This is a genomic window from Streptomyces sp. NPDC014764 (assembly GCF_043082785.1).
GTDB classification, from domain to species: Bacteria; Actinomycetota; Actinomycetes; order Streptomycetales; family Streptomycetaceae; genus Streptomyces; species Streptomyces althioticus.
In genome coordinates this window covers 79440-102638 of record NZ_JBIBXY010000017.1, presented here as the reverse complement: position 1 = coordinate 102638, position 23199 = coordinate 79440, and the positions used below count along the sequence as shown (strand labels likewise).

Below are 23199 nucleotides of genomic sequence, written 5' to 3'. Positions count from 1 at the left end.
TCGCCTTTCCGTAGACAAGCAGGAGCATGAAGACGTGAGCATCGACAAGCCCGAGATCGACTTCCCGGGCGGCGAGCCCCCGGCGGACCTCGAGATCAAGGACATCTGGGAGGGCGACGGCGAGGAGGCGAAGGCGGGTCACACCGTCACCGTCCACTACGTGGGTGTCGCCTTCAGCACCGGCGAGGAGTTCGACGCCAGCTGGAACCGCGGTACCCCCTTCCGCTTCCCGCTGGGCGCGGGCCGGGTCATCGCGGGCTGGGACAAGGGCGTGCAGGGCATGAAGGTCGGCGGCCGCCGCCAGCTGACCATCCCGGCCCACCTCGCCTACGGCAACCAGAGCCCCACCCCGGCGATCCAGCCCGGTGAGACCCTGATCTTCGTGGTCGACCTGCTCGGCGTCTGATCCGACCGGAGTCGATCGCCGAGGGTCCGTGCCTGTCCGGGCACGGGCCCTCGGCTTTCACCACGCCACCCCGGGGCGGTACGGTCATCGGTCGTAAGCACCATAGGGAGGCGAAGCGCGTCGATGGCCATTGCCAAGGCCGAGCGGCTGATGAATCTGGCGCTGTGTCTGCTCGGGACGCGGCGGCCGCTCACCAAGCGCGAACTGCGCGAGTCCATCGAGGCGTACCTCGAGGCGGGCTCCGACGACTCCTTCAACCGCATGTTCGAGCGCGACAAGGACGATCTGCGCGAACTCGGACTGGTCATCGAGACCGTCGAGAACCTCGAGGGCGAGACGGGCTACCTCGCCCGCCGTGACAGCAACCGGCTGCCGCCCATCACCCTGGACGCCGAGGAGGCCGCCGCCCTCGGGCTCGCCGCGAAGGTGTGGCAGCAGGCCCGGCTGGCCGGCGCGGCCTCCGGCGCCCTGCAGAAGCTGCGGGCGGCCGGACTCCCCGAGGACGTCGACCCGTACGGCGCACACGGCGCGCTGGAGCCGCGCATCCCGGTGCACGAGGCCGCGTTCGAGCCGCTGATGCTCGCCTGCCGCGACCGCCGCCCGGTCGTCTTCGACTACCGCAAGGCCAACGCCGCCCAGCCCGAGCAGCGGCACGTCGAGCCGTGGGCGCTGGAGTGCTGGCGCGGCCACTGGTACCTGGCCGGCTGGGACCGTGACCGCGGCGCCGAGCGGGTCTTCCGGCTCTCCCGGATCACCGGCAAGGTGCGCTCGCGCGCCGGCCGGTTCTCCGTGCCGGTGCCGGACGTCGTCACCGTGCGGGAGACCGTCGCGAGCTGGGCCGGGGAGACCGCCGACCGCTCCGCGCGCATCCGGCTGCGCTCCGACGCCGGCTTCCCGCTCCGGGCCAAGGCCACCTCGGTGCGGGAACTCGGCGACGGCTGGGACGAGTTGGAGATCCCGTACGGGCACGGACTGGACGCCTGGCTGGTGGAGTTCGGACCCGACGTGGTGGTGCTGGAGCCCGAGGAACTGCGGGCCGACGTGGTGGACCGGCTGCGTGCCGTGGCCAAGGGCTGAGGGGGAGCGGACGACAACGTGGCAGGCAAACCGGTCAGGCCCGTGAACGCCATCGACCAGACCCGGCGGATGCTGTCCCTGGTGACGTATCTGCGCGAGCGCCCCGGCGCCCGCATCGAGGACGTCGCGCGCGCCTTCGGCATCACCGAGGACGAACTGGTCTCCGACCTCGACGTGCTGCCCATGTGCGGCACCAGCTTCCGCGGCGGCGACCTGCTGGACATCGACACCGACGGCGAGCGTATCTGGTGGCACAACCCGGCCGCCCTGGGCGCCGACGCGGCCGAGCCGCTGCGCCTGGCCGCCGACGAGGCGACCGCGCTGCTCGTCGCCGCCCGTGCCGTGGCCACGCTGCCGGGACTGCGCGAGAGCGACCGTCAGGCGCTGCTGCGGGCCACCGCCAAGGTGGAGACCGCGGCCGGCGAGACGGCCGGCGCCAGCTCCCGGCTCTCGGTGACCTTCGAGTCCGAGGGCGGAGTCTTCGCGGACGTCGACCGGGCCATCGCAGAGCGCCGACGGCTGTGGATCCGCTACTACTCACCCGCCCGCGACGAGGTCACCGAGCGGGAGATCGACCCCATCCGCCTGGTGAGCGTCGGGCACACCTACGTCGAGGCGTGGTGCCGCCGCTCCGAGGCGCGCCGCACCTTCCGGCTGGACCGGGTCGCCGAGATCAAGATCCTCGACGAGCCGTCCGCGCCGCCCGAGGTGGAGCTGCGTGACCTGTCCGAAGGGCTGGTGCAGCCCGCGGCCGAGGACCCGGAGGTGGTCGTCGAGGTCGGGCCGGGCGGGCGCTGGGTCGCCGAGTACTACCCGCACGACAGCGCCGATGAGCTTCCGGACGGCGGACTGCGTATCACCCTGCGCACCCCCGACCCCGCGTCGCTGAAGCGGCTGGCGCTGCGGCTCGGCCGTGACGGGCGCATCGTGGAGCCGCAGGAGCTGGCCGAGAGCGCCCGCCGGGCGGCCCGTGAGGCGCTGGCGGCGTACGACGGGGCCGGGGCGGCGGGATGACCGGGCAGGACGACAGTCAGGAGCGAGGGCTTTGAGCGAGTCGGCGACCACAGGGGCACGGGGCATGACGGCGGCGTCCGCGTTCGCCGGGATGACGAACGTGGCCCCGGTGATGTTCCGGGCGGGCTGCCCGGACTGCCGGGAGCGCTTCGAACTCTCCGCGAGCGCACTGCGCCTCGCCATCGGAGCCAGCAGCCGCACCACGTTCTACTCCTTCACCTGCCCCGAGTGCGGGGCCGCCGTCCGCAAGCCCGCGGGGGAGCGGATCGTCGAGCTGCTCACCGGCGGCGGGGTGCGTACGCTCCGACTGCACTCGACCGTCTAGGCTCGACCCATGTTCTGGCCGATGTTCGCCGTGGCCCTGGGATTCCTGGGGCTGTTGGTGCTCGCAGTGCTCGCCGTCCGGGTGTTCGTCGAGGCGGAGCGCCTCGGCAGGCAGGTCGCGGACTCCGCCCTGCGCATCGGTCGCGCGGCCGAGGACCTGGAGCGCGCGGCGACGAGCACGGCCCGCTCGGCGGAGGCCCTGTAACCCGCGGTCGGCGCCGGCCTGGTCGCGGCCGTCCGGACGGCCGCCGTCGCCGCCCTGTCACGGGCCGGGGCCCGGCAGGTACGCTGCTGATCGCGGCCCGGGGAACGAGGCACGGGCCGCGGACGGGAGTACGCACAGGGATTGCCGGACGTTTACCTCTGGGCGTTACGATCGCTGTCTGCACCGTCCTTCGGACGCATGTCCGACCGGTCGGACAGCTCCCACCCACCCGCCTCGGTGAGAAGGTAAAGACTTATGGGACGGCTCGGACCTACCGAGATCATTCTGATCCTCGTCGTCATCATCCTGCTGTTCGGTGCGAAGAAGCTTCCCGACATGGCGCGGTCGCTCGGCAAGTCCGCCCGCATCCTGAAGAGCGAGGCGAAGGCGATGAAGGAGGACAACAAGTCCTCCGCTCCGGCCGACCCGCCGGCGACCGACGAGCAGCCCCCGGCGCAGCGCACCATCCAGGCCGCCCCCGGCGACGTGACCAGCTCCCGCCCGGTCACCGAGCCGACGGACACGACCAAGCGCTGACGCAGGGCCGGTGACCTCCGGCCCGCCGCACGAGATGGGAACGTGGGTTGCTCAAGTCTGCCCGCAAACAGCAGCAGAGGGATCCCGAGGGGCGCATGCCTCTCGTGGAACACCTGCGTGAGTTGCGCAACCGCCTGGCCAAGGCCGTGCTCGCGATCGTCGTGGTGTCGGTCGTCGCCGCGTTCTACAGCGAACAGCTCATGCAGTTCCTGGCCGAGCCGGTGCCCAAGTGCGACGACTTCACGAACAGCGACGGCGGCAACTGCGCCATCGTGTCGTTCAACACGCTGACGTCGCCGTTCACCACGACGATCAAGGTGAGCCTCATGGCGGGCCTGGTCGTCTCGAGCCCGGTCTGGCTGTACCAGCTGTGGGCCTTCGTCGCCCCCGGTCTGCACCGGCACGAGAAGAAGTACACCTACGCCTTCACCGCGGCCGCGGTGCCGCTGTTCGCCGGCGGCGCCCTTCTCTCGTACGTCATCCTCCCGGTCAGCATCAAGGTGCTGCTCAGTCTCACGCCCGGGGGATCGGCGAACATCCTGTCGCTCGACGAGGTCCTCGACTTCACCATCCGCATGGTGCTGATCTTCGGACTGGCCTTCGAGCTCCCGCTTCTGCTGGTCATGCTGAACATGGTCGGCATCGTCACCGGCCGCCGGATGCTCGGCTGGTGGCGCGGTGTCGTCATGGGCGTCTTCGTCTTCGGCGCCGTCGCGACGCCCACCACCGACCCGGTGGGCATGCTCGCGCTGTCCGTGCCGATCATCGTCCTCTTCTTCTTCGCCGTGGGCTTCTCGCTGATGAACGACAGACGGCGCGCCCGCAAGGAGTCCCAGGGCCCCTCCGACGACGAGGCCTCCGAACTCGACCACACCCCGGAAGCGGTCGAACCGGCCGAGCCGGTCACGGCGCTGCCCGAGCAGACCTCCCGGGACCGCGTCAACGGTTATGACGACGTGACCTGAGGACGGTCCCGCACCTCGTAGGGTCGCTCCCGTGACCAGCGAGATCACCCTCTTCGTGAACCCCACCGCGGGCGGCGGCCGGGGCGCCCGCGCGGCGCGGACGGCCGCCGCCGCGCTGCGCGACGCCGGATTCCACGTCCGCGCCGTGACGGGCGACGGCCCCGAGGACGCGCTGTCCCGGGCACGCACCGCCGTCGAGGAGGGCACCGGGGCCCTGATCGCCGTCGGCGGCGACGGCATGGCCAACCTCGCCCTGCAGGCCGTCGTCGGCACCGGCACCCCTTTCGGCCTGGTGGCCGCGGGCACCGGCAACGACTTCGCCCGGGCGCTCGGCATGCCGCTGCGCGAACCCGCCACGTCAGGCCGGATGATCGCCGACGCGCTCAAGAGCGGGCGCTCCCGTGACGTCGACCTCGGCCGGATCGGCGACCGCTGGTTCGGGGCCGTGCTCGCCTCCGGCTTCGACTCCCGCGTCAACGACCGGGGCAACCGGATGCGCGTCCCCCTCGGCCGCTTGAAGTACGACGTGGCGATGGTCGCCGAGCTGGCCGCCTTCCGGCCGCTGCCCTACCGGATCACCCTGGACGGCGGCGAGGTCCGCGAGGTCGAGGCGACGCTGGTGGCCGTGGGGAACGGGCCGTCCTACGGCGGGGGCATGCGGATATGCCCGGGCGCCGATCTCACCGACGGGCTGTTCGACATCACGGTGGTCGGCGAGTGCAGCCGGGCCACGCTGCTGCGCGTGTTCCCGCGGGTCTACAAGGGGACGCACGTCGACCACCCCGTGGTGACCGTGATGCGGGCGGCGAGCGTGGAGCTGGCCGCCGAGGACGTCACCGGCTACGCGGACGGCGAGTACGTCGGACCGCTGCCGCTGACCGCCACCTGCGTGCCGGGAGCGGTCCGGGTCGTCGGGCCCTGAGCGGACGTCGCCGCACCTCACGTGGCGGATCGGGATAATGATCGTCACGTTGTCGGTGCGGCCCGGTACGCTCGAAAGCACGATGACAGAGGACCTCTCACCGGCCGAGCGGTACGCGGCAGCACGCAGGCGCGCTGCCGAGCAGGCCACCTCGCTCGCCTCCTTCCGCGAGATGTACGACTTCGGCCTCGACCCCTTCCAGGTGGAGGCCTGCCGGGCCCTGGAGGCCGGGAAGGGCGTGCTGGTCGCCGCCCCCACCGGATCCGGCAAGACGATCGTCGGCGAGTTCGCCGTCCACCTCGCCCTCCAGGAGGGCAAGAAGTGCTTCTACACGACGCCCATCAAGGCGCTGTCGAACCAGAAGTACGCCGACCTGTGCCGCCGCTACGGCACCGACAAGGTGGGCTTGCTCACCGGTGACAACAGCGTCAACTCCGAGGCGCCCGTGGTCGTGATGACCACCGAGGTCCTGCGGAACATGCTGTATGCCGGGTCTCAGACCCTCCTCGGCCTCGGCTACGTGGTGATGGACGAGGTGCATTACCTCTCCGACCGCTTCCGGGGCGCCGTCTGGGAGGAAGTGATCATCCACCTCCCGGAGTCGGTGACACTGGTCTCCCTCTCGGCGACCGTGTCCAACGCCGAGGAGTTCGGCGACTGGCTGGACACCGTCCGCGGCGACACCGAGGTGATCGTCTCCGAGCACCGGCCCGTGCCGCTGTTCCAGCACGTGCTGGCCGGCCGACGGATGTACGACCTGTTCGAGGAGGGGGAGGGCCACAAGAAGGCCGTCAACCCCGACCTGACGCGCATGGCCCGACTGGAGGCGAGCCGCCCGTCCTGGGGTGATCGCCGCCGGGGCCGCAACGGCATGCGGGAGGCGGACCGCGAGCGGGAGCGCAGACAGCGCTCGCGCGTGTGGACGCCGGGCCGGCCGGAGGTCATCGAGCGGCTCGACGCCGAGGGCCTGCTGCCCGCCATCACGTTCATCTTCAGCAGGGCCGCCTGCGAGGCCGCGGTGCAGCAGTGCCTGTACGCGGGCCTGCGGCTCAACGACGACGAGGCGCGGGCCCGGGTCCGTGACCTGGTCGAGGAGCGGACAGCCTCCATTCCGCCGGAGGACCTGCACGTCCTCGGCTACTACGAGTGGCTGGAGGGCCTCGAGCGGGGCATAGCCGCGCACCACGCGGGCATGCTGCCGACCTTCAAGGAGGTCGTCGAGGAGCTGTTCGTGCGCGGTCTGGTGAAGGCCGTGTTCGCGACCGAGACCCTGGCTCTGGGCATCAACATGCCCGCGCGCTCGGTGGTGCTGGAGAAGCTCGTCAAGTGGAACGGCGAGCAGCACGCCGACATCACCCCCGGCGAGTACACCCAGCTGACCGGCCGGGCGGGCCGCCGTGGCATCGACGTCGAGGGTCACGCCGTGGTGCTCTGGCAGCGCGGGATGAACCCCGACCACCTCGCGGGACTGGCCGGCACGCGCACGTATCCGCTGCGCTCCAGCTTCAAGCCGTCGTACAACATGGCGGTCAACCTGGTCGAGCAGTTCGGGCGGCACCGCTCGCGGGAGCTGCTGGAGACGTCGTTCGCGCAGTTCCAGGCGGACAAGTCGGTCGTAGGCATCTCGCGGCAGGTGCAGCGCAACGAGGAGGGGCTCGAGGGCTACAAGGCCTCGATGACCTGCCACCTCGGTGACTTCGAGGAGTACGCGCGGCTGCGCCGGGAGCTGAAGGACCGGGAGAACGAGCTGGCCCGCCAGGGTCAGGTGCAGCGGCGCGCCGAGGCGGCTGTCGCGCTGGAGAAGCTCAGGCCCGGTGACGTCATCCACGTGCCCACCGGCAAGTACGCAGGGCTGGCGCTGGTGCTCGACCCGGGGCTGCCCGCCGGCCGGACCAACGGCCACCGGGGCGTGGAGTACCACGACGGTCCGCGGCCGCTGGTGCTGACCGCCGAGCGGCAGGTGAAGCGGCTGGCGTCGATCGACTTCCCGGTGCCCGTGGAGGCGCTGGAGCGGATGCGGATCCCGAAGTCCTTCAACCCGCGCTCCCCGCAGTCCCGCCGGGACCTCGCCTCCGCGCTGCGCACCAAGGCCGGCCACATCGTGCCGGACCGGCACCGGAAGAACCGCGCCCCTGCGGCCGACGACCGGGAGATCGCGCGGCTGCGCAAGGTACTGCGGGCGCACCCGTGCCACGGCTGCCAGGACCGCGAGGACCACGCCCGCTGGGCGGAGCGCTACCACCGGCTGCTGCGGGACACCTCGCAGCTGGAGCGGCGCATCGAGGGGCGGACGAACACCATCGCCCGCACCTTCGACCGGATCGTCGCGCTGCTGACGGAGATGGACTACCTGCGCGGCGACGAGGTCACCGAGCACGGCAAGCGGTTGGCCCGGCTGTACGGCGAACTCGACCTGCTGGCCAGCGAATGCCTGCGCGAGCGGGTCTGGGAGGGCCTCGGCCCCGCCGAGCTCGCCGCGTGCGTCTCGGCGCTGGTGTACGAGTCGCGGGTCGCCGACGACGCCACGGCGCCCAAGCTGCCCTCGGGCAATGCGAAGGCCGCGCTCGGCGAGATGGTCCGCATCTGGGGCCGGCTGGACGCGCTGGAGGAGGACTTCCGCATCAGCCAGACCGAGGGCGTGGGCCAGCGCGAGCCCGACCTGGGCTTCGCCTGGGCCGCCTTCATGTGGGCCTCCGGCAAGGGACTGGACGAGGTGCTGCGCGAGGCGGAGATGCCGGCCGGCGACTTCGTGCGCTGGTGCAAGCAGGTCATCGACGTGCTGGGGCAGATCTCCGCGGCCGCCCCGGTCTCCGAGGGCTCGACCGTCGCGAAGAACGCCCGCAAGGCCGTGGACGGTCTGCTGCGCGGGGTGGTGGCCTACTCGTCCGTGGGCTGACCCCGCTCGACACTGTCCCCGGAAGCCCGGTGCGCCCCTCGCGCGCCGGGCTTCTGCACTGTGCGCGCCCTCGTGCGGCCGCATCACCCGCGGCGTGCGCGGGAAGGGATGGAAGGGCCTCCGGGAGAGCGTGGACCGCCGCTCCGAGGGCCCGGTTCACCCGTGACAGTGAGTGGCCGTCGCACGCCTGTGCGTCGTGACGCGGAGTGTTCGATTCGTGTCCGACTGTGCAAATGGCCCCGAGCGTACTCCTGCCCGGGGGTCGTTGCCGGCAGTTGCTGAATATGACATGGCGATGATCCCGTCGGACTAAGCTCGCCCGCAGCGCACCGAGTTGAGATGAATTCGTGCGCCTGTTCCCTTATGTGCACGTTCCCGACCGTCAGTCGATACGCTTCAGAGGGCTCACATGGCGAGTGTCCAACTTCCCTACGCACGCGTGCTGTTGCTGCCGGCCATAGTGATGGCCGCGGCGACCGGAGCCGCCGTCGCCCTGGTGACGGAGCCCGCCCGGATCGCCGTCGGCGTGTGCGGTGCGGTAGCCACCCTGCTGGTGGCCGCCACCGCGACCGAGGCGGTGCGCCGCGGCCGTGTACTGCGGGAGGCGCGCGCCGAGCACGAACGTCACCGTGCGCATCTGGAGGCGCGGATCGCCGCCCACGACACGGAGACCGAGTACTTCATCCAGCAGGTCTTCCCCGCCTGCCTCGACCATCTGCACGCCGGCAACGAGCCGGACGAGGTCATGCGCGCCCTGCCGCGGCTCAACCCGTCCTGGCGGGACCTCCCCAAGTACCAGCAGGTGCTGCTGCGCAAGGTTCTGAAGATCATCGACGACGAGGAGAACCTGCGTGACTCCTCGCAGCGTTCCTTCGTCTCCATCGCCCGCCGCGTCCAGGCCATCGTCCACCAGCAGGCCAAGGAACTGAGGGAGATGGAGGAGGACCACGGCCGGAACCCCGAGGTCTTCGACGACCTCCTGCGCATCGACCACGGCACCGCGCTGATCGGCCGCCTCGCCGACTCCATCTCCGTCCTCGGCGGCGGCCGCCCCGGACGCCAGTGGCCCAAGCCGGTCGCGCTCTACAGCGTGCTGCGCGGCGCCATGTCCCGCATCCTCGAGTACCGCCGTATCGACCTGAAGTCGATCGCCAAGATCAACATCAAGGGCATCTACGTCGAGCCGGTCATCCACGCCGCCGCCGAACTCCTCGACAACGCCACCCGCTACTCGCCACCCACCAGCAAGGTCAGCGTCACCGCGACCGAGGTGCAGACCGGCGTCGCCATCGAGATCGAGGACGCGGGCGTCAGCCTCGACGAGCAGGCCCGCGCCCGCATCGAGGGCATCCTCGACCGCGCCCAGCGAGGCGTCGACCTCCAGGAGATCGGCGGCAACCCGCGCCTCGGCCTCGCCGTCGTCGGCCGCCTGTGCACCCAGTTCAACATGCAGGTGTCGCTGCGCGCCTCCGCCTACGGCGGCGTCCGCGCCGTCCTGATCGTCCCCAGCGAGATGATCACCGACGAGCCCGGCGTCGGCCTCGCCCACGGCATCGGAGCCACCGCCGTGCCCCGCCCCGTCGACGCCCTCCCCGGCCCGCAGCGCGCCCCCAAGACGCGCCGCCCCACCAGCCCCCGCATCCCCGAGACGGCCGCCGTGGAGGACGACGTCCCCGAGGTCACCGAGTGGACCGCGGGCGGCCTCCCGCAGCGCCGCAGCCGCGTCAAGACGCCGCTCGCCCAGCGCTACGCCGAGCAGGCCGCCGCCGAGCGCGCCGAGCGCGAGGCCAAGGAGCGCGGTGAGGAGTACCACGACATCTGGGCCGCGGCCGAGCCCGAGAAGAAGCAGAACGACCGCGAACCCGGGCTGTGGGTCGACGCCTTCTGGGAGGGACTGAAGAAGGACCTCGACCCGGACGTCCACCCCACGGACTTCACCCGGAACCCGACCGCCTACCTGCATCTCATCAACGAACCGGCCCGCACCGAGGCCGAGGACGAGGGGGACCTCAAGTGATCCAGCAACGAGCCAACTTCGACTGGATGCTCAAGGAGCTGGCCGACGGCGTACCCGGCGTCGAGATGATCGTGGTGCTCTCCGCCGACGGCCTGCGCATCGCCCGCTACGGCGGAGAGCCGGACGCGGCCGACCGGGTCGCCGCCGCCTGCGCCGGCGTGCAGAGCCTCGCCGCCGCCGTCGCACAGGAACTCCCGCACGGCGACGGCGAGATGAAGATGGTGCTCATCGAGATCGACGAGGGCTACTTCTACTTGATGGCGGCCGGAGCCAACGCCTACCTCGCGGTGCTCTCCGACATGACCTGCGAACCCGGCCGCATGGGCGGCATGATGCGCGACCTCGTCGTCCGCATCGGGGCCCATCTGACCAGTCCGCCCCGACGGAACGGGCAGACCGTATGACTCCTCCCCAACGCCAGAGGCGCACTCCCGGGCAGGGCACCCTCGCGCAGCCGGCCGCCCCGGCCCGGAAGGAGGGCGAGGGCGGCAACCCGGAGCGGCTGTACGTCGTCGCGGGACCGGACGGCAAGCGCGCCGACATCGACCTGGTCACGCTGATCGTGGCGCGTTCCCCCGACCCTCCGCCCTCGGCCACCCCCGAGCAGGCGGCGCTGCTCCGGCTCTGCGTCGCCCCCCTGTCCGTGGCCGAGCTGTCGGCCTACCTCAGTCTGCCGTTCAGCGTGGTGACCGTGCTGATCACCGAACTGCTGACGGCGAAACTGGTCCAGGCGCGCTCCCCGATCGTCCGCAAGGCGCTCCCGGACCGTTCCCTTCTCGAAGCGGTGATGCATGGACTTCAAAGGCTCTGACACCGTCCCGGGCCCACGTGCCGAGGACCAGCTGCCTCACACGGCGCAGTCCGCGGTGAAGATCGTGATCGTCGGCGGGTTCGGGGTCGGCAAGACCACCATGGTCGGCTCGGTCAGCGAGATCAAACCGCTGACCACCGAGGAGACCATGACGCAGGCCGGCATCGGGGTCGACGACAACTACGGCTCCGCGTCCAAGACGGCCACCACCGTCGCCATGGACTTCGGCCGCATCAGGGTCACCGACGAGCTGGTGCTGTACCTGTTCGGCACGCCGGGCCAGGAACGCTTCTGGTTCCTGTGGAACGGCCTGTTCGAAGGCGCGCTCGGCGCGGTCGTGCTGGTCGACACGCGCCGCCTCGAGGTCAGCTTCGACGTCATGGGCCGCCTGGAGGAACGCGGCGTGCCGTTCGTCGTCGCCGTCAACTCCTTCCCGGACGCTCCCCGTTACCCGGTCGCCGACCTGCGGGCCGCGCTCGACCTGTCGGAGATGATCCCGATCGTGGACTGCGACGTGCGGCGCCGTGCCTCCAGCCGTGACGTGCTGATGACGCTGATGCGGTTCCTGCACTCGCTCGCGATGACGGGTTCGCTCACCTGAGGGCCTCGTCGACATGACGCCCGCCCGCCCGAAGCGCCCGTACACATGACGGGTGTGCCCACCTCGTCCACATGACGGGTGTGCCCTCTGACGTGCGGGACCATCCCCCTTCCCGGACCTTCTAGGCTCTCCCCCTTTCGGAGCGACCACAGTGACGCCTGAATCCCACTCCCAGACGCCGGACCGCCCGTCCGGTGACGACGCCCGGCCCGGACCGCCCCCCGGATGCCCCGCGCACGGCCCGGGCCCCGGCGGACTCGCCCGGCTCCACGAGTCGGACGACCTCAAGAAGCTCTACGAGCAGCTGCGCGAGGAGCACGGCCCGGTGGCGCCCGTGCTCATCCACGACGACCTACCGCTGTGGGTGGTGCTCGGCCACGCCGAGAGCCAGCAACTGGTGCGCAGTCCGGGTCAGTTCACCAAGGACAGCCGCATCTGGTCCGTGCTCCGCGACGGCCTGGTCAAGCCCGACCACCCCCTGATGCCGCACATCGCCTGGCAGCCGATGTGCGCCCACAACGAGGGGGAGCAGCACCGGCGCTGGCGCGGCGCCATCGACACCGCGGTCTCCGCCACCGACTTCCGCAGCCTGCGCCGGTACGTCAACCGCAGCGTCCAGCGGGTCGTCAACCGGTTCTGCGAGGCCGGCGAGGCCGAGCTGGTCAGCGAGTACGCCGAGCACCTCCCGATGGCCGTGATGTGCCACGTCCTCGGCATGCCCGACGAGTACGACGACCGCATGGTGCAGGCGGCCCGCGACATGATCCGCGGCACCGAGACCGCCATCGCGAGCAACGCCTACGTGATGGAGGCACTCAACCGCCTCACCGCCCGCCGCCGGAAGGAACCCCGGGACGACTTCACCGGCCACCTCGTCGGCCACCCGGCCGGGCTGTCCGACGAGGAGGTCAGCCAGCACCTGCGGGTGGTGCTGATCGCCGCCTACGAGGCCACGGCGAACCTGCTCGCCAACGTGCTGCGTCAGGTGCTGATCGACCCGCGCTTCCGGTCGCAGCTCAACGGCGGCCAGATGACCGTGCCCCAGGCGGTGGAGCAACTCCTCTGGGACGAACCGCCGTTCAGCACCATCTTCGCCTACTACGCCAAGCAGGACACCGAGCTGGGCGGGCAGCGCATCCGCAAGGGCGACGGGCTGCTGTTCGCGCCCGCCCCGGCCAACGTCGACCCGCGGGTCCGCCCCGACCCGACCGCCGACATGCAGGGCAACCGCTCCCACCTCGCGTTCGGCGGCGGCACCCACGAGTGCCCCGGCCAGGACATCGGCCGTGTCATCGCGGAGATCGGCGTCGACGCCCTGCTGATGCGGCTGCCGGACGTGGAGCTGAGCTGCGACGAGGAGGAGCTGACCTTCACCGAGTCGATCGCCTCGCGCCATCTGGTGTCACTGCCGGTGCACTTCACGCCGCGGCCGCAGCAGGAGATCACGCAGGCGCCGAGCCACGAGGTCGGAGCCGGGTCGCCCGCGGCGTACGACTGGCAGATCGGAGGGGTGCAGCGGCAGGCGCCCGCTCCTGCCGCTGCGCCCGCTCCTGTGGGTGCGTCCGCTTCCGTGGGTGCTCCCGTGGGGGGAGCGGGCGCGGAAGCGGGTGTGACGGGTGCGGATGTCGGCGGGGCCCCGGACGCCGGGCCGATCCCGGCCGCCGCGCCCGTGCCGCCGCCACTCGCACGGCCCGAGCCGCCCAAGGGCGCCTGGCAGCGGTTCCTGCGGTGGTGGCGCGGCTACTGATCCGCCGCCCAGGTGTCGTACGAGGCCCACGCCTCGAGCGCCCGGCCGCTGGTGAACCGGCGTTCCTCGCCCGTCAGCGGGTCCGTGAACGTCAGTTCCCGCGCCAGCAGTTGCAGCGGGCGCCGGAAGTCGCCGGCCGGGACCGGCGCGGTCACCTCGGGGTAGAGGGGGTCGCCCAGGATCGGCACCCCCAGGGCGCTCATGTGCACCCGGAGCTGGTGGGTCTGGCCGGTGCCGGGCAGGAGCCGGTACCGGGCCAGGCCGTCCTCCCTGCGAGCGGTAAGCGCTACGCGGGTTTCCGCGTTCGGTTCGCCCTCGACCTCTCGTGCGGTCAGCTGTCCGCGTTCTTTGACGATCCGGCTGCGGACGGTGCGGGGCAGGTCCAGGGCCGGGTCGTAGCGAGCGACGGCCTCGTACTCCTTGTGCACCCGGCGGTCGCGGAACAGCGTCTGGTACGCGCCGCGCTCCTCGGGGCGCACGGTGAACAGCACAAGTCCCGCCGTGAGGCGGTCGAGGCGGTGCGCGGCCGTCAGGTGCGGCAGGCCGAGTTCGTGGCGGAGGCGGGCGAGAGCCGTCTGGCGGACGTGGCTGCCGCGGGGAGTGGTGGCCAGGAAGTGGGGTTTGTCCGCGACGACGAGGTGGCCGTCCTGGTGCACCACGTGCAGGGGGAAGGGGACGGAGGGCTCCTCGGGCATGTCGCGGTGGAACCACACGGTGAGGCCGGGGGCGTAGGGGGTGTCCGGGGGGACGGGGCGGCCGTCCGCGCCGACGATCTCACCTGCGGTGAACATGGCGTCGAGCTGGGCGGACGGCGCGGAGAGGCGTCGGACCAGGTGCTCGCGTACGGTCGCGCCCGGGCCGTTCGCGGGGAGACGTACCCGGACCGGGTCCACGCCGTCGCGTTGCGGCAGGGGTGGGGGAGGGGCGGGGGTGCGTCGGCGTCTCACGTGGGGCAAGGGTACGGGGGTGCGGGGGTGCCTGCCGGGCGCGGGCCGGTGGGGGTCGGGTGCGCAGTTCCCTTCGCCCCTGGGCGTGGTGCTGTGCGTGCTCATGCTTCGCCCCGGTGGGGGGCGAGCGCGCAGTTCCCCGCGCCCCTGAAGGTGTCGTCCCTGAGGGGCGTCTACGAAACGGGCTTGTTCTCCTGTTCCGCCTCGATGCGGGCGTTCCATTCCCTCTTGGAGGCCTGCCAGCCGTCCTCGTTGTGGCCCAGGCGCCAGTAGCCGGAGATGGAGAGGTCCTCGCGGGGGATCGCGCGGTCCACGCGGAGGAGCCGGCGGAGTTCCTTCACGAAATGGGCCTCCCCGTGGACGAAGGCGTGGACACGGCCCTCGGGCCACTCGAGGGCGTGGACGGCCTCCGCCAGTGCCTCACCGACCCTGCGGTCGCCGCGGTGCAGCCAGCGGATCTCCACGTCGGAGTCGATCTTCTGTTCCTCATCCGGGCCCGCGATCTCCAGCAGGGCGACCGCGCGGGCGCCCTGCGGGAGCGATTCGAGGGCGCGTGCGATGGCGGGCAGCGCGCTCTCGTCGCCGGCCAGGAGGTGCCAGTCGGCGGCCGGGTCGGGGGCGTAGGCGCCGCCGGGGCCGAGGAAGTGGACCACGTCGCCGGGGCGGGCGTTGATCGCCCAGGGGCCGGCCAGACCCTCGTCGCCGTGGATCACGAAGTCGAGGGTCAGCTCACGGTGTTCGGGGTCCCAGTGACGGATCGTGTACGTCCGGGTCACCGGCCACTGCGCGCGCGGGAACTCCGCACGGATCCGCTCCAGGTCGAAGGGCTCCGGGTAGACCGCACCCGGCGCCGGGAACAGCAGTTTGACGTAGTGGTCGGTGCAGGTGTCCGCCGAGACGCGGGCGAGGCCCTCGCCGCCCAGCACCACGCGCTGCATGTGCGGGGTCAGCCGCTCGGTGCGGACGACCACGCCGGTGTGCGGGATGCGCGGCGCGCGTGCCGGTCGCTCTGCCATGAGGACCTCCCAATCGCGGTTAGGTATGCCTAAGTTAGCACCTACCGCTCCGCGAGAGTCGCCAACAGGCGGGTCACCGAGCCGCCCAGGCCCCAGCGCGCGGCCAGGGACTCCACGGCGGCCGGGTCGCGCGGGGCGCGCGGCAGGGCCGTGTCGACGTCCGGGACGGGGACGTCGTCCGCGACCCGGACGACCTTCGGCGCCACCGCGAGATACGGCCGCGCCTCGTCCAGACGCCTGCGCTGCGTCGGCGTGAGCTTCGACCGCGGGTCGTCCACGGCCGCCAGGATCCCGGCCAGGTCCGTGAACTCGGCCAGCAGCTTGGCCGCCGTCTTCTCCCCGATGCCGGGCACGCCCGGCAGGCCGTCGCTCGGGTCGCCGCGCAGCAGCGCCAGATCCGCGTACCCCTTGCCGTCCACCCCATACTTCGCGCGCAGCGCCGCCTCGTCCGTGACCTGCAGCGTGCCGACGCCCTTCACCGGGTACAGCACGCGCACCCCGCGCGCGTCGTCCACCAGCTGGTACAGGTCGCGGTCGCCGGTGACGATGTCGACCGGGCCGTCCGCCCGCGCGGTGAACGTGCCGATCACGTCGTCCGCCTCGTACCCGGCGACGCCCACCCGGGCGATGCCCAGCGCGTCGAGCACCTCCTCGATCACCGGCACCTGCGGCGACAGCGTGTCCGGCACCTCCTCCACGTCCGGACCCGTCTCCTGCTCCTCGGCGACGCGGTGCGCCTTGTACGAGGGGATCAGGTCCACCCGCCACTGCGGGCGCCAGTCGGCGTCCATGCAGGCGACCAGGCGCTCCGGCCGGTGGTCCTTGACCAGGCGGTCGACGAAGTCCAGCAGCCCGCGCACGGCGTTCACCGGCGTGCCGTCCGGCGCCTTGACGGACTCCGGGACGCCGAAGTAGGCGCGGAAGTAGAGGGAGGCGGTGTCGAGAAGCATCAGTCCGGTCACGTCCCGCATCATGCCCCACCCCACCGACAGCACCGGCGTGGCGGCGCGCCCGTGTGGCCCTCCGCGCGACGTGTTGCGCCCTGCGCCACATCTGTGAGGCAGCACACGAAAAGTTTGCGCCGTTCGATTCCGGGGAGGCGCGGCGGCGGAACGATGCCGGTTGCTGCTTCAACCTGTCGTGGGCCCTCGGTCCGCCGCATCGCTCCGGCATCTGTCGCCGAGACGAGAGGTACGTGTGTCATCAAGGCTTGAGGCCGAGCATCTGTTCAAGGTGTTCGGCAGACGACCGGACCAGGCAGTCGAACGACTGCGCAACAACACGGCGGACCGCGAGGAGCTACGGTCCGACGGCGTCACCGCCGCCGTCATCGACGCGTCCTTCTCCGTGGAGCCGGGCGAGATCTTCGTCGTCATGGGCCTCTCGGGATCCGGCAAGTCGACCCTGCTGCGGATGCTGAACGGTCTGCTGGAACCGACCGCCGGGCACGTCCGCTTCGACGGGCAGGACCTCACCGCCCTGTCCGACCGCGAGCTGCGGGACGTCAGGTCCCGGAAGATCAGCATGGTCTTCCAGCACTTCGCGCTCTTCCCGCACCGCAGCGTCCGTGACAACGCTGCCTACGGTCTTGAAGTGCAGGGCGTGCCCCGCGCCGAGCGCGAACGCCGCGCCGACGAGGCGCTCGCCCTGTGCGGCCTGGCCGGCTGGGAGGACTCGTGGCCCGACGAGCTGTCCGGCGGTATGCAGCAGCGCGTCGGCCTCGCCCGCGCGCTCGCCACCGACGCCGACCTGCTGCTGATGGACGAGTCCTTCAGCGCCCTCGACCCGCTGATCCGCCGCGACATGCAGGACCAGCTGATCGAGCTGCAGAAGAAGCTGAAGAAGACCATCGTCTTCATCACCCACGACCTCAACGAGGCCATGCGCCTCGGTGACCGCATCGCCGTCATGCGGGACGGTCGCATCGTCCAGATCGGCACCGCTCAGGACATCCTGATCCGGCCGGCCAACGACTACGTGGCGTCCTTCACCCAGGACGTCGACCGCTCCCGCGTGCTCACCGCCCAGGCCGTGATGGACACCGAGGTGCGCGGCGACGAGGCCGACTGCGCCTGCGAGACCGCCACGCCCGGCACGTCCTTCACCGACCTGTGCGCCATCAGCGCGCGTGTGCCGCACCCGGTGGCCGTGGTCGACGAGGGCGACCTCGTCGGCGTCGTGCCCCGGCAGCGCCTGGTCGGCTTCCTCGGCGACGAGGAGGCGGCCCCCGGGGTGTGCGACAGTCCCAAGGGCCAGGGCGGGAAGGTGATGGCCAATGCCTAGGATCCCGCTCGGCGACTGGGTCAACACCTCGGTCGACTGGCTGCTCGACAACCTGACCTGGCTGTTCGACTTCTTCAAGGCCGTCTTCACCGGCGCCTACGACGGCGTCAACGCCGTCCTCCAGGCCCCGGAGCCGCTGATCCTCTGCGGCATCTTCGCGGTCATCGCCTTCTGGCTGCGGGGCACCCTCGCCGGTGTCCTCACCTTCGTCGGCTTCGCCTTCCTCGACTCCATGGAGTTGTGGGAGGACTCGATGGTGACGCTGTCCCTGGTGCTCGTCGCCACCGTGATCGCCCTGGTGATCTCGGTGCCGGTGGGGATCTGGGCGGCCCGGTCCGACCGGGTCAGCGCCTTCGTGCGGCCGATCCTGGACTTCATGCAGACGCTGCCCGCGATGATCTACCTCATCCCGGCGATCCTGTTCTTCGGGACCGGTTCCGCCCCCGGCATCGTCGCCACCCTGATCTTCGCGCTCGCCCCCGGCGTGCGCATGACCGAGCTGGGCATCCGGCAGGTCGACAAGGAACTCGTCGAGGCGGCCGAGGCGTTCGGCACCACGCCCCGCAACACCCTGCTGCGCGTCCAGCTCCCGCTGGCGCTGCCCACGGTGATGGCGGGCGTCAACCAGGTCATCATGCTCGGCCTGTCCATGGCGGCGATCGCCGGCATGGTCGGCACCGGCGGGCTCGGCGGCGCCGTCATCGAGGCCATCGGCCAGCTGAACATCGGCCTCGGCGCCGAGTCCGGCCTGGCCATCGTCATCCTGGCGATCTACCTGGACCGCATGACCAGCGCCCTGGGCACCCAGGTGTCACCGCTGGGCCGCCGCGCGGCCGCCAAGGCGCGCGTCGCGCAGGGGCTCAAGATCTGGTCCTACCGTCCCCGGCCGCAGGTCGCCGTGGTCGGCATCGTCGTCCTGGCCCTGGTGGCGGGCGGCATGGGTCTGTTCGGCGGCTCCGGCGGATCCTCCGGCACCACCGCGGACGACAAGAACGTCGGCGACGGCAAGAAGATCAGCATCGGCTACATCCCCTGGGACGAGGGGGTGGCATCCACGTACCTGTGGAAGGAGATCCTCGAGCAGCGCGGCTTCGAGGTCGAGGCCAAGCAGCTGGACGCCGGGCCGCTCTACACCGCGCTGGCGCAGGGCGACGTCGACTTCCAGACCGACGCCTGGCTGCCCACCACGCACGCGGAGTACTGGAAGAAGTACGGCGACCGGCTCGACGACCTCGGCACCTGGTACGAGGAGACGACCCTGGAGCTGTCCGTCCCCGCGTACATGAAGGACGTCGACTCCCTCGAGGACCTGAAGGGCAAGGCCGCCACCTTCGGCGGGAAGATCACCGGCATCGAGTCCAGCGCCGGCATGATGGGCCTGCTGAAGAGCAAGGTGCTGCCCGCCTACGGCCTCGACAAGGAGTACAAGGTCGTCGACAGCTCCACCCCGGCGATGCTGGCCGAACTGAAGCGCGCCTACAGCAAGAAGGAACCGGTCGTCGTCACGCTCTGGTCGCCGCACTGGGCGTACAGCGACTACGACCTGAAGAAGCTGAAGGACCCCAAGGGCTCCTGGGGCGAGGGCGACGCGGTGCACCTGGTGTCCCGCAAGGGCTTCGCCGGTGAGAACCCGGTCGTCGGGCAGTGGCTGAAGGACTTCTCGATGAGCGAGAAGGAACTCACCGGCCTGGAGGCCGAGATCAACAGGGCCGGCAAGGGCCGTCAGCAGGACGCCGTGCGTGCCTGGCTGAAGGACAACCCGGACGTCGTCGACAAGCTGGCCCCCGTGAAGTCCGGTTCGGGCGGCGACACCCCCGCCGAGGCGAAGCGCGCCCTGGACGTGGCGTGGTTCCCGTGGGAGGAGGACGTCGCCGTCACCTACCTGTGGAAGAACGTCCTGGAGCGGCGCGGTTACAAGCTGAACCTCAAGCAGATGGAGGTCGGCCCGGTCTACACCGGCCTCGCGTCCGGGGACATCGACCTCAACTTCGACGCGTGGCTGCCGCACTCGCAGAAGAACTTCTACGAGCCGAACAAGGACAAACTCACCGACCTCGGAACCTGGTACGAACCGGTGTCGCTGGAGATCTCCGTCCCGTCCTACGTCAAGGACGTCAAGTCCCTGGCGGACCTCAAGGGCAAGGCCGACCTGTTCGGCGGGCGGATCATCGGCATCGAGCCCGGCACCGGCCAGATGGACATCCTGAAGAACAAGGTGCTGCCCGCCTACGGCCTGGACAAGGAGTACAAGGTCGTCGACGGCTCCTCGCCGGCGATGCTGGCCGAGCTCAAGCGCTCCTACGCCATGAAGAAGCCGGTCGCGGTCACGCTCTGGTCGCCGCACTGGGCGTACAACGACTACGAACTGACCAAGCTCGCGGACCCGAAGCGTGCCTGGGGCGCCAGCAACACCATTCACACCATCGCGAGCAAGAAGTTCCCCGAGCAGTACCCGCAGCTCACCAAGTGGATCAAGGGCTTCCACATGAGCGAGGAGGAGCTCGGGTCCCTGGAGGCGGAGATCAAGAACCGCGGCCAGGGACACGAGGAGGAGGCCGTCGCCGCCTGGCTCGAGGAGCACCCGGACATGGTGGAGCGGATGACGCCGCAGTAGCGCCGTTCCACCGGTCACGTCCTGCGAGGGGCGGGTCCCGGAGCGTCCCCCAGGGGCGCCCGGACCCGCCCCTCGCGCCGTCCGGAGCCGCCCCCCGCCACCGTAAGAATCCGGACAACCGCAGAGCGTGAACCCCTCCCCGAACGTCCCCCGACTTCCCCGTGACCTTCTGGCGAACACGGTGAACAATGGCGGGAACACCCCCTTTCGCGTGCGAGGTGTGCCGAAGGGCCCCGGCGGGCGGCTGGCGTGAACTGTGAGGTCCGTACCGGCCGCCGAGGGAGGCGACGTGACAGGCGCCTGAAACGGTTTGCCGAACATGCGTAGGGTGCAGACAACTCAGCAAGGGAAGAGCGCCGGAACCTCGGCGGTCGGGTGCGACGAGCGGCGAAGGAGGGAGCCGGAGCGATGGGCGACCACAAAGAACAGCCCTTGCGGGTGGGCGCGGCCGTGCGGCGGCGACGCCGCACGCTGGACCTCACCCTCGCCGTCGTGGCCGAGCGCAGCGGTCTGTCGGTCCCGTTCCTCAGCCAGATCGAGAACGAGCGCGCGCGTCCCAGCCAGACCTCCCTGGAGAAGCTCGCCGACGCGCTGCGCACCACCGCGGTCGAACTGCTCGCCGCCGCCGACCCGGCGTGCAGCGTGGACGTCGTGCGCGCCGAGGGAACCGAGGAGTGGGCGGAGCCGCGGGTGCGGTCCCTGGTCCGCGGCCACCACCAGATGCACGCCCAGGAGTTCACCGGCGACCACGACGCCGGACGTGAACTGCAGTTCCGCAACGACCAGTTGATGTACGTCGCCGAGGGCGCCGTGGAGATCGAGGCGGAGGGGCGCGCCTATCGGCTCGGCCGCGGCGACACCCTCTACCTCACCGGCGGCGTACGGCACCGCTGGCGGGCCACGGTGCCGGAGACCCGGCTGCTGGTCGTCGCCGTCGCCGAGCACATCGAGGCGCTGCGGGACACCAAGCCGCCCCGATGAGCACCCCACGCGTGGTCTCCCTCGTCCCCTCGCTCACCGAGGCCGTGGCGGCGTCGGCGCCCGGTGCCCTGATCGCGGCCACCGACTGGTGCACGCATCCGCCCGGTCTGGACGTGCCCCGCATCGGCGGTACCAAGAACCCGAAGACCGACCGGATCGCCGAACTGGCCCCCGACCTGGTGATCGCCAACGAGGAGGAGAACCGGCCGCCGGACCTCGACGCCCTGCGCGCGGCGGGCCTCGGCGTCCTGGTCACCCACGTACGGACCCTGCCGCAGGCCCTCGCCGAACTGGACCGCGTCCTGACCGCGTGCGGGGTGCGGAGCCGGCCCGGCTGGCTGGACGCGGCGGAGGCGGCGTGGGAGACGCCGCCGCTGTTCCCGGAGCCGCGCACGGCGGTCGTCCCCATCTGGCGCCGCCCCTGGATGGTGCTCGGCCGCGACACGTTCGCGGGCGACCTGCTGTCCCGGCTCGGCGTACACAATCTGTACGCGGACCACTCCGAACGGTATCCGCGCGTCCCGCTCGACGAGTTGCGCGCGGCTCGGCCGGATCTGGTCGTCCTCCCCGACGAGCCGTACCGCTTCACCGCCGACGACGGTCCTGAAGCCTTCCCCGCACTCCCGTGCGCCCTGGTCGGCGGACGCCATCTCACCTGGTACGGCCCGTCGTTGTCGGAGGCGCCGGATGTACTGGGGCGGGCGTTGCGGGAGGCTCGCGCCTGACGGCCGGTGCTCGAGCGGCGGGCGTGTGCCGCGCGTTGCATAAGCTGGGCTTATGAGCAGGACGGAAGGTCACGGCGGCGAACGGTCCGGAAACGGCGGTTCGCTCGGGCACCGGGTGCCCGACCTCGGCGCGCTCGAGCTGCTGCTCGCCGTGGCGCGGGTGGGGAGTCTGGGCCGGGCCGCGCGGGAGCTGGGGATCACCCAGCCCGCCGCGAGCAGCCGGATCCGGTCGATGGAACGGCAGCTCGGCGTCGCCCTCGTCGACCGCTCGCCCCGCGGGTCCCGGCTCACCGACGCGGGCGCCCTGGTCACGGACTGGGCCCGGCGGATCGTCGAGGCGGCCGAGGCGTTCGACGCGGGCGCGCAGGCGTTGCGTGACCGCAGGGACTCGCGCCTGCGGGTCGCGGCGAGCATGACGATCGCCGAGTACCTGTTGCCGGGGTGGCTCGTCGCGCTGCGCGCGCAGCGGCCCGACACGGCGGTGTCCCTGCTCGCCGGCAACTCGACGGCGGTCGCGGAGCGGCTGCTGGCGGGGGAGGCGGACCTCGGCTTCGTGGAAGGGCTGACGGTGCCGTCCGGACTCGACTCCACGGTGATCGCCCACGACCGGCTGGTCGTCGTCACCGCCCCCTCGCACCCCTGGGCCCGCCGCAGACGCCCCCTGGCGGCGGAGGAACTGGCGGCCACGCCGCTCGTCCTGCGGGAGGAGGGCTCGGGCACCCGGCAGGTGCTGGACGCGGCGCTCGGCGGACTCGCCCGCCCGCTGATCGAGCTGTCCTCGACGACGGCGGTGAAGGCGGCGGCGGTCGGCGGCGCGGGACCGGCGGTGCTGAGCGAACTGGCGGTGGGGGAGGAGCTGGGGATGCGGCGCCTGGTCCGGATACCGGTCCGTTCGGTCGCTCTGGCCCGCGACCTACGCGCGGTCTGGCCCACGGGCCACCGCCCCACGGGACCGGCACGGGAACTGCTGTCGCTGACGCGCAGCTGAAGAACCGGGCTCGCGCCCGCTGATGGGGGGCGACCGGTGTCCGGGCTGCCGTCCGCTGATGGGGGGCGGCCTGTGCCTGGGCTGCCGTCCGCCATGGGGAGGCGACCCGTGCCCTGGGCTGCC

The 23199-nt window shown here is 71.5% G+C and carries 22 protein-coding genes; 19 read left to right on the top strand and 3 right to left on the bottom strand.

Going from position 1 to position 23199, the window contains the following annotated elements; translation table 11 throughout:
* Positions 1-34: 34 nt before the first annotated feature.
* The 14 genes from ACF1AG_RS28940 (at position 35) to ACF1AG_RS28875 (ending at position 13522) form a co-directional block, all read left to right on the top strand.
* Complete coding sequence (locus ACF1AG_RS28940; RefSeq protein ID WP_359600836.1) at positions 35-406, top strand: FKBP-type peptidyl-prolyl cis-trans isomerase; 372 nt, start codon at positions 35-37, stop codon at positions 404-406.
* 123 nt (positions 407-529) lie between these two features.
* Complete coding sequence (locus ACF1AG_RS28935; protein WP_279328232.1) at positions 530-1483, top strand: YafY family protein; 954 nt, start codon at positions 530-532, stop codon at positions 1481-1483.
* Between the two features lie 18 nt (positions 1484-1501).
* A complete protein-coding gene (locus ACF1AG_RS28930; protein ID WP_086704625.1) occupies positions 1502-2497 on the top strand; it encodes a YafY family protein in 996 nt (331 codons plus the stop codon).
* 64 nt (positions 2498-2561) lie between these two features.
* On the top strand, positions 2562-2822 hold the full coding sequence (locus ACF1AG_RS28925) for a hypothetical protein (RefSeq protein WP_359600837.1): 261 nt from the start codon (positions 2562-2564) through the stop codon (positions 2820-2822).
* A gap of 9 nt (positions 2823-2831) precedes the next feature.
* The gene (locus tag ACF1AG_RS28920) at positions 2832-3026 is read left to right on the top strand and encodes a hypothetical protein (protein WP_359600838.1); all 195 of its coding nucleotides are present in this window, start codon (positions 2832-2834) and stop codon (positions 3024-3026) included.
* A 255-nt stretch (positions 3027-3281) separates the two neighbouring features.
* Positions 3282-3563 (top strand): Sec-independent protein translocase subunit TatA, encoded by a 282-nt coding sequence (gene tatA / locus ACF1AG_RS28915; protein WP_033274976.1) that lies wholly within the window; start codon positions 3282-3284, stop codon positions 3561-3563.
* 95 nt (positions 3564-3658) lie between these two features.
* Entirely contained in the window at positions 3659-4528 is an 870-nt protein-coding gene (tatC, locus tag ACF1AG_RS28910) for a twin-arginine translocase subunit TatC (RefSeq protein ID WP_359752523.1), read from the top strand.
* A 31-nt stretch (positions 4529-4559) separates the two neighbouring features.
* On the top strand, positions 4560-5450 hold the full coding sequence (locus ACF1AG_RS28905; protein WP_359600840.1) for a diacylglycerol kinase: 891 nt from the start codon (positions 4560-4562) through the stop codon (positions 5448-5450).
* Positions 5451-5487: 37 nt separating this feature from the next.
* Positions 5488-8346: a DEAD/DEAH box helicase gene (locus ACF1AG_RS28900; RefSeq protein ID WP_391810619.1), complete on the top strand. Its 2859-nt coding sequence runs from the start codon at positions 5488-5490 to the stop codon at positions 8344-8346.
* Positions 8347-8755: 409 nt separating this feature from the next.
* Positions 8756-10363: a sensor histidine kinase gene (locus tag ACF1AG_RS28895; protein WP_387796682.1), complete on the top strand. Its 1608-nt coding sequence runs from the start codon at positions 8756-8758 to the stop codon at positions 10361-10363.
* Positions 10360-10767: a roadblock/LC7 domain-containing protein gene (locus ACF1AG_RS28890; RefSeq protein ID WP_006132309.1), complete on the top strand. Its 408-nt coding sequence runs from the start codon at positions 10360-10362 to the stop codon at positions 10765-10767. Before ACF1AG_RS28895 ends, ACF1AG_RS28890 begins: the two co-directional genes overlap by 4 nt.
* Positions 10764-11174: a DUF742 domain-containing protein gene (locus ACF1AG_RS28885; RefSeq protein WP_391810618.1), complete on the top strand. Its 411-nt coding sequence runs from the start codon at positions 10764-10766 to the stop codon at positions 11172-11174. Before ACF1AG_RS28890 ends, ACF1AG_RS28885 begins: the two co-directional genes overlap by 4 nt.
* Positions 11155-11775 (top strand): ATP/GTP-binding protein, encoded by a 621-nt coding sequence (locus ACF1AG_RS28880; protein WP_359600843.1) that lies wholly within the window; start codon positions 11155-11157, stop codon positions 11773-11775. The genes ACF1AG_RS28885 and ACF1AG_RS28880 overlap by 20 nt, the downstream gene beginning before the upstream one ends.
* 151 nt (positions 11776-11926) lie before the next feature.
* A complete protein-coding gene (locus tag ACF1AG_RS28875) occupies positions 11927-13522 on the top strand; it encodes a cytochrome P450 (protein WP_359600844.1) in 1596 nt (531 codons plus the stop codon).
* On the opposite strand, the gene ACF1AG_RS28870 is transcribed toward ACF1AG_RS28875, so the two are convergent.
* The 3 genes from ACF1AG_RS28870 to ACF1AG_RS28860 form a co-directional block, all read right to left on the bottom strand.
* Entirely contained in the window at positions 13516-14469 is a 954-nt protein-coding gene (locus tag ACF1AG_RS28870) for an RluA family pseudouridine synthase (protein WP_387796684.1), read from the bottom strand. The genes ACF1AG_RS28875 and ACF1AG_RS28870 overlap by 7 nt on opposite strands.
* 173 nt (positions 14470-14642) lie before the next feature.
* The gene (locus ACF1AG_RS28865; protein ID WP_387796686.1) at positions 14643-15485 is read right to left on the bottom strand and encodes a siderophore-interacting protein; all 843 of its coding nucleotides are present in this window, start codon (positions 15483-15485) and stop codon (positions 14643-14645) included.
* 41 nt (positions 15486-15526) lie between these two features.
* The gene (locus tag ACF1AG_RS28860; protein ID WP_359600869.1) at positions 15527-16456 is read right to left on the bottom strand and encodes a 5'-3' exonuclease; all 930 of its coding nucleotides are present in this window, start codon (positions 16454-16456) and stop codon (positions 15527-15529) included.
* A 226-nt stretch (positions 16457-16682) separates the two neighbouring features.
* Here ACF1AG_RS28860 and ACF1AG_RS28855 point away from each other — a divergent pair, with 226 nt between their 5' ends.
* From ACF1AG_RS28855 to ACF1AG_RS28835, 5 genes are all read left to right on the top strand, one after another.
* Positions 16683-17768 carry a glycine betaine/L-proline ABC transporter ATP-binding protein gene (locus ACF1AG_RS28855; protein ID WP_359600847.1) on the top strand — a complete coding sequence of 362 codons (1086 nt, stop codon included), beginning with the start codon at positions 16683-16685 and terminating at the stop codon, positions 17766-17768.
* Positions 17761-20382 (top strand): ABC transporter permease/substrate binding protein, encoded by a 2622-nt coding sequence (locus ACF1AG_RS28850; RefSeq protein ID WP_387796688.1) that lies wholly within the window; start codon positions 17761-17763, stop codon positions 20380-20382. Before ACF1AG_RS28855 ends, ACF1AG_RS28850 begins: the two co-directional genes overlap by 8 nt.
* A gap of 408 nt (positions 20383-20790) precedes the next feature.
* Entirely contained in the window at positions 20791-21363 is a 573-nt protein-coding gene (locus ACF1AG_RS28845; protein ID WP_359600849.1) for an XRE family transcriptional regulator, read from the top strand.
* Entirely contained in the window at positions 21360-22088 is a 729-nt protein-coding gene (locus ACF1AG_RS28840) for a helical backbone metal receptor (RefSeq protein WP_387796690.1), read from the top strand. Before ACF1AG_RS28845 ends, ACF1AG_RS28840 begins: the two co-directional genes overlap by 4 nt.
* A gap of 52 nt (positions 22089-22140) precedes the next feature.
* Positions 22141-23076: a LysR family transcriptional regulator gene (locus ACF1AG_RS28835; protein WP_387796692.1), complete on the top strand. Its 936-nt coding sequence runs from the start codon at positions 22141-22143 to the stop codon at positions 23074-23076.
* Positions 23077-23199: the final 123 nt, after the last annotated feature.